Below are 9,471 nucleotides of genomic sequence, written 5' to 3'. Positions count from 1 at the left end.
GGCTGCGGATTCAATTGATCGATGCAACGCCTAAGCTCTGAGGATAGAGCAGGAGGTGTCACCGATGAAGTATCCGAGCAGGATCTACTATACCGAAGCCGACAAGGCGTTAATGTGGGAGCGTTGGCGCAAAGGCGAGTCACTGCATACGATCGGAGCGCTGTTCGGTCGCAGCCATACATCGATCCGGAACATTCTCTCGCGCAGCGGTGGCATACGTCCTCCACCGCGTAGGCGCTCGAAGCGGGCGCTGAGCCTGACCGAGCGCGAGGAGATATCTCGTGGCTTGGTAGCTGGCGATTCCATCCGATCAATGGCCACGCGGCTGGGTCGCGCCCCTTCGACGATCAGTCGTGAGATACGGCGTAACGGTGGCCGGAACTCTTATCGAGCCAGCCGTGCCGAGCAAGCGGCATGGGATCGGGCGCTACGGCCGAAGGCCTGTAAACTGGCCCAGAACCGTGCGCTGGCGGGCATCGTGGCAAAGAAGCTCAAGCAGCGCTGGTCACCGCGCCAGATCGCCGGATGGCTGAAGCGGTCGTACCCCGAGGACGAGAGCCTGCAGGTGTCCCACGAGACGATTTACAAGACCCTGTTTATTCAGGCCCGCGGGGCGCTGAAGAAAGAGCTCCTGAGACACCTGCGTCGCAGCCGCGGCATGCGCCGCTCGCGCCACCACACGCAGAAGACCGCCGATCATGGTCGCATTACGGAAACCGTGTCGATCCGTGAGCGACCGCCGGAGGCAGAGGATCGGGCCGTACCCGGTCACTGGGAGGGGGATCTGTTCTTCGGCAGTAACAATAGCCAGATCGCTACGCTCGTGGAGCGGCAGACGCGCTATGTCATCCTCGCTCGCGTCAAGAGCAAAGACACCGCAACCGTCATCAATGCGCTGATCAAGCAAGCACGAACGCTCCCGCGTGAGCTCTACAAGTCCCTCACCTGGGACCGTGGCAAGGAGATGGCTGACCACAAGCGCTTCAGCCTGGCTACCGATATACAGGTCTACTTCTGTGATCCTCAGCATCCCTGGCAGCGCGGCTCGAATGAAAACACCAACGGACTGCTGCGTCAGTATCTGCCCAAAGGCATGGATCTATCGAGGATCCATCAGAACCGACTGAATGCAATCGCAAGAGAACTTAACGAGCGCCCGAGAGAGACGCTAGACTTCGCAACACCAGCCGAACGATTTAGCCAATGTGTTGCGTCGATCGGTTGAACCCGCAGCCAGAAGCGGACATTGCGCCGCATCACTGGTCGGCTGCAGCATAGAACTGCCCGCAAGTTTCCTCTGACGGCTGCCAGATATCCGCCCACGGATTCTCGTTGCAGACAATGGCGAGGAACCGCTCACGCTCACGGGCTTGACGCTCTTCCTGCATTTTGCGAATAGGTCCGAAACCTGGGTCGTCGTACAGATCCTTTAGATATGCCTCGTTTGGCCAGATATACATATTTTGCTCAACCGCTTCAGCAATCAACTCCAGTCCCATCTGCCGCTGACCATCGAAATAAGCCGCCAGGCCCTCTTTGAGAAAGCGACCGCCAAACATGCTGGCCTTTCGTAGTCTGCGAACATCGTCGTACAATGCGGTAATCAGTTCGTCGGTGGCCTCTTCTTCATCAGCTTGCCGCCGGATACTAATCAGCGCGAGTGCATCGTACATACGAAAAGGGCCGTCAATCGTTACTCGATGTTCACTCAATTCCCACATCTCTTCGAGAAGCGGTCTGGCCTTCTCGAAGTTGCCCGCGGCAGCGAGTGCGCGGCCCAGTATTCGTAAGTCATGCTTCAAGCTGTACACCGGCACGCCGGCACTGTCCTCATTCTTCTCAACGATTGCTTCCGCGATTGTCGCGGCCTCATGCGTCCTGCCCAGAATATGGAATGGGCTGACCCCCACTGGCACAGGAATTGACCTGACCTCCGTCTCGAGGCCGAGTCGTGCCAGGTGATCCGCCAGGAGCCTCCACATCCAATTTTCCGAAGGCTCAATTCGCAGGGCATTCAAAGCGCCGATCGCGCCACTGGCCCATTTGCCATCGATCAGCACAGGAACGGCTCCCCGCTTGTAGGCTGCGCGCGCGGGGCTGATAGATTCCAGCTTATCGATCTGTTCGAGAGCCTTGTCCCACTCGCGTCGCATTAGGAGAATATTTGTCTCATTCCAGTAACCGCCCGCACCCACGGGATCCAGATCCGTTGCTCTCTTCCACAACGCACGTCCCTCCGCATAACGCCCCTGAAAAAATGACCCGACGAGCGAACCCAGCAAAAAGTGTGCGCGTGCATAATTCGGATTAGCTTTGATGGCTCGCTCCAAATGCTGAATGGCTTCGTCGAAACGACCATCGAGCCATACAATGCCCGCCATCGCGAAGTGTCCCGCGGGTAGCCCCGGCTCCATCGCCAGCGCAAGCTTGGCGTGACGGACTGCGGCCGCCAAATTAGCCCCATCGCTGTCCCGTGCTTCTTGGGTACTGATCTTACTCAGGCGCGCCACTGCAAGCTCTGCGTGAGCCTCGGCGTACCCGGGCTGCAGGTCGATAGCCTTCTCGAACTGCTCGATTGCCCGGCGCAATCCTGCTTCAGTTTGCAGCCGTTTGGCATGCTTACCTCGCATGTACGCTGCATAGGCTTCCGGGACTTCAACGGAAGAGAGAGTGAGATCATTAGTCGTAGAAAGCCCCAAACGCTCGCTTACCGCTGAGACAACGGCTCTGGATAATTCATTCTGAAGTGACAACACATCTTTGAATTCTCGATCATAGGATTGTGACCACAGATGCGTTCCCGCCTCCGCATCGACAAGTTGAGCGACTACTCGCACGGTACCGTTCTCATACCGCACGCTGCCGTCCAGAATCAGGGCGACATCCAGCGCCCTTCCAATGTCTTTGATGTCGTGATGCTCGCCTTCGAATTGAAATGACGATCGACTCGCAATAACGGACAGCCCTGGAGTCCTTGCCAGGACATCGAGTATTTCTTCCGCTATACCCTCTGCGAAGTATTCCTGATCCGGGTCGGCGCTCAGGTTCTTGAACGGCAACACGGCAATGGATGCCTCGGCGGGCTCAGCAAGCCACCACTTGTCGTAGGCAAACACAGCGAGCGCCGCACACAACAGTGAGATGACGATGAAGTTCAGGTGCCTGCCGCTGAAGTGCGCGATCGAATCGTTTGCCGCCGCGTCTTTCTCCAGGCTGGTGCCGTCGTTCGTAGGTTTATAATTTTTGGTGCGTTTCGTGTCCGATGTGCCGATGCCGGAGACCGGCAACCTCAGGCGGTAGCCTTTCTTCGGCACCGTTTGGATCGCACTCTCCCCCTCCCCGTCCCTATCGAGGACGTTGCGGAGTTCGGCGACACAGTTGTAGAGCGCCGCGTCGGAGACAATCTTCCCCGACCACAGATCCCCCATCAGGTCGTCGGAGCGCACTACCTCTCCTTGCCGCTCCGCCAGGTAGACGAGCAGGCGCATCACCTGGGGGCGCAGGAGAACTCGCTCGTCCCCGCGCGAGAGTCGGTCTAGATCCGGCTCTACGGTCCAGTCCCCGACGCTGAACGGTCCGCTGGCAGGCATGTTCCCAACCCAGGTCACAAAAGACGGCCTCTAGCGCGACGTTCAGCCGGGTGCAGGTCTGTTCGTGACCCCTGTCTGGCGTATGTGAGGGAGAAGTGAGGTCGAAATGATCACACTCTCAGATAGTTAGATCATCTCGACCGTATCTTGGAATCGTGGCCATCGCAACCGATGACACGCAGGAGGTCGATGCAATGAGCACTCAAATACCCGAGCGAATCCTGATCCGGCGCCGTCGGCGGCAGCCGCATTTGGAAACCGGATACCGTCCCTGGCGACCTGTCCGCCGCGAAGCACTTCTCACACCGCCGACCGACCCGGTGTCGACGGCAGACACCAATTCCAAGGACGAGGGCCTGGAACGCCGGGAACGCCGCAAGCGCCGGCGCCGCCTCCGCAGCCGGCGTCGGACCGGTCCCACTATCAGATTCCTGAATATCGAGTAGGCCGCGATACCCACGCAGGCAGCCGGGCCGAAAATAGCTCGGTCAGCCTCGCAAGATCGCTGGGGAATGGTCCGCTTCTGGTCGGAAGCGGAATATCAGGTCGGTTCGGAGGAAGTCTCGATCATAAGGCTGGCCGAATGGCCGCTTTCGGCCACAAGCGGTCGGTCACGAGCAGAAAAAGATCCCCCGCACCAGCCGGGGACTTGACTAGCTCGAATCAGGCTTTCTTTCGACGTCTCGCTAGCCCCATTCCAGCTAAACTGATGCCAAAGAGTGAGAGAGTGCCGGGTTCTGGGACACTCACCGAAGTGAATTTGGCAAAGGAAAAAGCACTGTCTGGCAAGCCAAGGTTAGTATCGTAGTGAATGCTCGTCTCGAACGAAGATACGACCCAGTCGCCGTTAAAGACTCCAGCACGACCACCGACTCTATCATCGGCGTCGTCCGAGGGCGTGGGCACGCCAAAGCCATCCTGCAAATACGTTGGAATAAAGTAGCCGTTCCCAAAAAGCCCAATGTCAGTAATCGCGGTTTGGCCCGTTGAACTGAGTACTTCGTTGATAGCCAAGATCGCTGCGGGCGAACTTTCAGGGCCGTTCGGATCAGTATCAAGAAAGAATGGATCAGCGTCGTCGTAGATGCTCGAGTACATACCCATAAAAAACTCGACATTAAGAGTCAGACTGCCGAGTTCGAGTCCCTTTATTGCAGTCACGCAATCCGACGAAGAATCACTCATGCATTCATCTGTTATGACAATTGGTGCGGCAGTTGCAGCGCCTGACAATAGCAGTGAACTGCCCAGTAGGATAGAAACTAGACTTCGAATCGGATTACTCAATCGATGACTCCTGTTTATTCGATTCGGACCTTTTTTCGTGGACTAGAGAACCCCATCGCCGCCAGACCAATGCCGAATAGTGCGAGGGTGCCGGGTTCGGGGACAGTGGAAGGCGTACCCCAGTAGCTTATGTTTATGTTGTAGCGATAGACTCCGGGATCAGTGAGAATCCACTCGTTCACGTCAATACGCACGAAATCCAGACTACTCCCAGGGAGAAGCGAATCGAGAATGCCAAGACTGGTCTCGGATGACCCTATACCGGCAACATTTTTAGCGTTCGTAGCATTAGCAATGCCTACGTATAAGCGAAGCCCCTCAGAACTCAGTTGATCAACTGAGTCGGTAATCCTAGACGCAAAAGCGAACCAGTCTTGATCCGTTGTCGCATCAAATACGAAACCTCCAGAAAAACCGTTGGACAGGGTAGTTGTTTCAAAGGATGCAACGATCAGATCTTGGCTCGAGGTATTCCAGGGAGGTGAGTTAGCGGTAACACCATAAAAATGACGAAAAAAGGGGTCTTCACCCGAAAACCCTATCGATTGGATATATTGGTTCTCGTGCAGCAGAATCGGATCGGCCTCCGCAACACTCACAGCCGCAATAGCGAGAGTTATCGGTACTAGTTTTCTCAGCAGCTTCATCAATCTTCCTTGGCGAATTTGATGCTCCACAAGACGCTGCAAGAACCGTTCCGGAAACTCACTTTCGCAACCGCCACAGACAATTGCTGACATTGCCATTAAACGCCTTCATGCTGAATCCACAATAGCGTCAATTTTTCCGACTAAGTGATTACCGATACTTTTGTTGCTTATTGGGGGAGACGGCGATTGACAATCTCAGGCTCTAGAACGGGCTCTTTTCCCTCCGAGTAATACAACAGGCTGCCGAAATCAAGGCAATTCAGGAAGCGGTCTTTGCCCTGAACGCCCCCTTCGAGTGAGGCTCATTCGCAAACGAAAATTCTGGCCATTTAGCTCTGTTTCAGGGTCCGGCTCGGTATCCATTGAGGACTTGTAGCGTTCGATCCCCCCCGGCCGATCTCACCGAATCCAGCCATCTTTTTAGGTACGAACCTGTACGAACTGCAGCACCCCTTTTGGGGAACGCTCTCGGGCGAATCACATCACCCTTTTTGTGGCGAACCTCGGCAATCGTCCCACGATTTCCTGTCGGACTTCGACGGCGGGTCCTTCCAAGGCTAGAGGAATGCGGGTATCGCTCAGCGCGGCGTCTCCGATTATTGCCGTTAAAGAACGGGTACTAAATAACTGGCCCGTAAATGTCCGTAATTACGGTCGATATTCGGATGGGACACGGCTTAGGACAAGCCCGGAGGAATCCGAAACTGGCTGCTCGGGCCCCTAGCCCCAAATTCCTCAGATCGGCCCTCTACCGGCCCCTCCCAGGCTCCTACACGCTGATTCGGGCGATATTGGGCCTGTCCATCCAGATTTGGCGGCAGCGGACCGGCGGCAGGTCGCCAGATGCTGGCGGCATGAACCTTGAGGCGATCATTGAGAGCTGGTGTCCGCCAGACGAGGACTTTCAGGACCTTCTGGAAGACGCCTTCCTGAGCTATCAGATCGACTCTGTGACTTACCGGCTTGCATGTATCTGGCTCGACAGCAATATTGTATCGGAGCAATAGAGCACAGAATCTATGTACCGACTAATCCTCCTCGCCGCCGTCCTATCCTGGTCAGCTAGCGTAAGCGCTGAATTGACAGGCAAGGTTGTGCGCATAGCTGACGGAGATTCGTTTACGCTCCTGACACCTGACAAGCGACAGGTGAAGATTCGACTCGCCGAGATTGATGCCCCTGAGAGAGGCCAGCCCTACGGCAACCGCGCCCGGCAAAAGCTCTCGCAGTTAGTATTCCAGACGCAAGTGCGAGTGGAGGTGCAGACAACGGATCGCTACGGGCGCACCGTAGGCAGGCCCTATGTTGGCGACTTGGATGTGTGTGCTGAGATGGTCCGCTCAGGGGCCGCTTGGGCCTACAGACGGTATGTCAGGGATTCAGACCTTCTGACTTTGGAGCAAGAGGCCAGAGAGGCTCGGAGGGGTCTGTGGAGTCTTCCAGAAGCCGACAAGCAGCCGCCATGGGAGTGGCGGCGCTCATCTAGGCCAGAGCAAGGCCCGAACGGCTGCTCCATCAAGGGCAACATAGCCAGTGATGGGGACAAGATTTATCACTTGCCCAGTATGGCTTCATACGGACCCACGAAGATCAATGAAGCGAAAGGTGAAAGGTGGTTTTGCTCTGAGGAGGAGGCACAAGCCGCCGGTTGGCGAGCGCCCCGATAAACTCCCGACGCCGGCAAGGCACTGAACTTATCGGCTCATCGGAGAGCCAGTCCCCAGCCGGGCCGCGAGCAACTAACGCTCGCGGCCCGGTACCTGGCGATCGCATGTAAACGCGTAAATCCTCGACTTAGTCGAACCAACCCTCGGATTCAAGCCGGGACCAGATGAGACGCACCGCCTCACCGCCTTCGTGGGCCACACGCTCGAAATTATCGGCCACGAATTGACCGTCGAAGACCTGGATATTGCCGTCAGTCATGACCAGTTTGGTCGAGAGCCCATGCGCATAAAGCAGATTGTTGAGTGGCTCCGGCGGCAGCGCCCCGGTACCTACTAAGGGTCCCGTGACATCGATCCCGACGAGATCTGCCTTCGCCCCCGGTGCGATCCGACCAATATCTTCGCGCCTTAGCCCATCGGCGGCGACAACGGTAGCCCCTTTGATTGCATCCCACATGCTTGGGCGCTGCAACGGAATGGGACTCGTGTCGGCGATGAGTGAATGCCTCGCCTGACCATAGAGCACGGCGAGCTTTAGGTTCTCGACGTAGTCGTTAGAGTGGGTATCGATACCGATGTTGACGTTCATCCCGGCCGCGAGCGCCTCGGGATATGGCTGGGTGCCACCACCGGCGCCGCCCGCCGAGGGGCAGTGCGCGTAGACAGCACCGCCCGCATTCAAGATTGGTGGATCGACAGCGAAATCGAGTCCAGACATGTGAGCGCCGAAGAAGGGACCGTCGTAAAAACCGAACTCCCCACACCAGGCCGCAGGCGTCATGCCCCATAGCCGCTTCACCGTCTCGGTTTCCCTTGACGACTGCGAGAGATGGATGTGGATGCCGTTGCCAAGCTCCGCCGCCCCGGCCGCGTAGGCTTGCATGGTCTCGGGCGTTTGCGTATCAGTTGCGTGCGGCGTCATCTGCGGCAACAGACGCCCCTCCTCCGCGCCGTTGATGCTCCGTGCGAATTGAAGATTGGCTTCAATTTCAGCCAGTGTGCCCGGGACTGAGTCAAAGAGCGCTTGATCGTCAGCGCGGAACCATATCGGAAACAGTCGGGCGATACCCGGTACCATGCCTCCCGGATAGCCGCGCACACCCCACTTGCGGGCAACCCGGACATAGGACTGGGCCTGGCGGAGGCTCAACGACATCTCGATGTGGGTGGTCGAGCCGCCGAGAAGGAGCTCTGCGACGTTGAAGGCCGTCAGCGCATCCATCTCATCATCAGTAAGGGTCTCTACCAATTCCAAGGGACGGGCGAAGGAGCGACCCATCTCGATGATTCCCCGGGTCGGTGTGGCACTGCATGCATGAGTGTGGCCCGTGACGAAGCCTGGCACCACAAATTGGGTGCGTGCGTCTATTTTCGGAAATCCACGGATCGGCGACTGACTGACCGCCTCAATGTATCCATCTCGAACCAGTATGGAAATATCGCGCTCAACCGAAAGTTCGCCACTCTGATAGATGAGCGCCTGACCGGCCTCGATGACGAAGGAGCGTGCTCCCAACCGGCCCCGACCTGTCGGGAGACTGGCGGGATCACGCTGCCCCGCCGACGCCAGGAGCGGAGAAGCAGCCAGTGGCGCCGCCAGCGCCGCCTTGATAAATCGTCGACGTCCCTCAGCCTTTGGGCCGTCTTCCGAGTCGCGGGACTGTGCCCCGTCGCAAACGAAGCAGCCCCCGTGTCCATGCGAGTGATCGTGTTTCTTGGTCATTAGTCTCCCCCTCATTGCTGATCTTAGTTGCGATGGTGATCGGTGAGGATGAGCGTCAATGCTCGCGATCACTGCCACCGCGGGTAGGAGAGTCCGTTCGCTTAGCCGATGATTAACCGACTGGAGTTACCATAGGCGCCCCGGCGCGCGAAGACAATCATGCAATGCAGCACGGGACGGCCGACGGACATGGGAGCCTTGCCAATTTTGGCATCGAACGTTGGCGTCAAGGTCTGCCGATCATAGAGGACAGTTGGCCCATCGGTGTCGCAACGGGTTCTGACAGTCAATAACAGCCGCTTACAAACTGGCGAAATTATCCCGACAGGTGTCTTCCGAGCTACCAGATTGACTCGCTGACCTACGGATCCGCTTGCTGCTAGATCAGCACCCGCGAGACCGCATCAGCTAGCTGTGGAGGTCTGCTTTCGGCTGCGGGTTCAACCGATCGACGCAACACATTGGCTAAATCGTTCGGCTGGTGTTGCGAAGTCTAGCGTCTCTCTCGGGCGCTCGTTAAGTTCTCTTGCGATTGCATTCAGTCGGTTCTGATG

At 57.2% G+C, this 9,471-nt stretch carries 6 protein-coding genes and 1 pseudogene; 2 read left to right on the top strand and 5 right to left on the bottom strand.

The genetic code is table 11. The annotated features are described in order from the left end of the window. Positions 1–64 precede the first annotated feature (64 nt). Entirely contained in the window at positions 65–1,225 is a 1,161-nt protein-coding gene (locus tag ACJMKZ_RS18745) for an IS30 family transposase (protein ID WP_405234758.1), read from the top strand. A gap of 31 nt (positions 1,226–1,256) precedes the next feature. Here ACJMKZ_RS18745 and ACJMKZ_RS18740 read toward each other — a convergent pair whose 3' ends face one another. The 3 genes from ACJMKZ_RS18740 to ACJMKZ_RS18730 form a co-directional block, all read right to left on the bottom strand. Next, on the bottom strand, positions 1,257–3,590 hold the full coding sequence (locus ACJMKZ_RS18740) for a winged helix-turn-helix domain-containing tetratricopeptide repeat protein (RefSeq protein ID WP_405234757.1): 2,334 nt from the start codon (positions 3,588–3,590) through the stop codon (positions 1,257–1,259). A gap of 663 nt (positions 3,591–4,253) precedes the next feature. Continuing rightward, positions 4,254–4,775 carry a PEP-CTERM sorting domain-containing protein gene (locus ACJMKZ_RS18735; protein ID WP_405234756.1) on the bottom strand — a complete coding sequence of 174 codons (522 nt, stop codon included), beginning with the start codon at positions 4,773–4,775 and terminating at the stop codon, positions 4,254–4,256. A 116-nt stretch (positions 4,776–4,891) separates the two neighbouring features. Next, positions 4,892–5,524, bottom strand: coding sequence for a PEP-CTERM sorting domain-containing protein (locus tag ACJMKZ_RS18730; RefSeq protein WP_405234755.1), 633 nt, complete (start codon positions 5,522–5,524; stop codon positions 4,892–4,894). Positions 5,525–6,546: 1,022 nt separating this feature from the next. Between ACJMKZ_RS18730 and ACJMKZ_RS18725 the strand changes: the two genes are divergently transcribed. Continuing rightward, a complete protein-coding gene (locus tag ACJMKZ_RS18725; RefSeq protein WP_405234754.1) occupies positions 6,547–7,194 on the top strand; it encodes a thermonuclease family protein in 648 nt (215 codons plus the stop codon). Positions 7,195–7,321: 127 nt separating this feature from the next. Here ACJMKZ_RS18725 and ACJMKZ_RS18720 read toward each other — a convergent pair whose 3' ends face one another. Both ACJMKZ_RS18720 and ACJMKZ_RS18715 read right to left on the bottom strand, forming a co-directional pair. Beyond that, entirely contained in the window at positions 7,322–8,917 is a 1,596-nt protein-coding gene (locus ACJMKZ_RS18720) for an amidohydrolase family protein (protein WP_405234753.1), read from the bottom strand. Between the two features lie 440 nt (positions 8,918–9,357). After that, positions 9,358–9,471: pseudogene (locus tag ACJMKZ_RS18715) on the bottom strand (IS30 family transposase); the annotation flags it as partial.

This window comes from Lentisalinibacter salinarum (assembly GCF_040706555.1).
Classification (GTDB): Bacteria; Pseudomonadota; Gammaproteobacteria; order Steroidobacterales; family Woeseiaceae; genus Lentisalinibacter; species Lentisalinibacter salinarum.
Note: the sequence above shows the minus strand (reverse complement) of the source record. Positions and strands in the feature narration are given on the sequence as shown.

Bases quoted from the DNA above. Each gene is read 5' to 3' on its own strand.
- ACJMKZ_RS18745 (WP_405234758.1), top strand. From the start codon at position 65: ATGAAGTATCCGAGCAGGATCTACTATACCGAAGCCGACAAGGCGTTA.
- ACJMKZ_RS18740 (WP_405234757.1), bottom strand. From the start codon at position 3,590: ATGCCTGCCAGCGGACCGTTCAGCGTCGGGGACTGGACCGTAGAGCCG.
- ACJMKZ_RS18735 (WP_405234756.1), bottom strand. From the start codon at position 4,775: ATGAGTGATTCTTCGTCGGATTGCGTGACTGCAATAAAGGGACTCGAA.
- ACJMKZ_RS18730 (WP_405234755.1), bottom strand. From the start codon at position 5,524: ATGAAGCTGCTGAGAAAACTAGTACCGATAACTCTCGCTATTGCGGCT.
- ACJMKZ_RS18725 (WP_405234754.1), top strand. From the start codon at position 6,547: ATGTACCGACTAATCCTCCTCGCCGCCGTCCTATCCTGGTCAGCTAGC.
- ACJMKZ_RS18720 (WP_405234753.1), bottom strand. From the start codon at position 8,917: ATGACCAAGAAACACGATCACTCGCATGGACACGGGGGCTGCTTCGTT.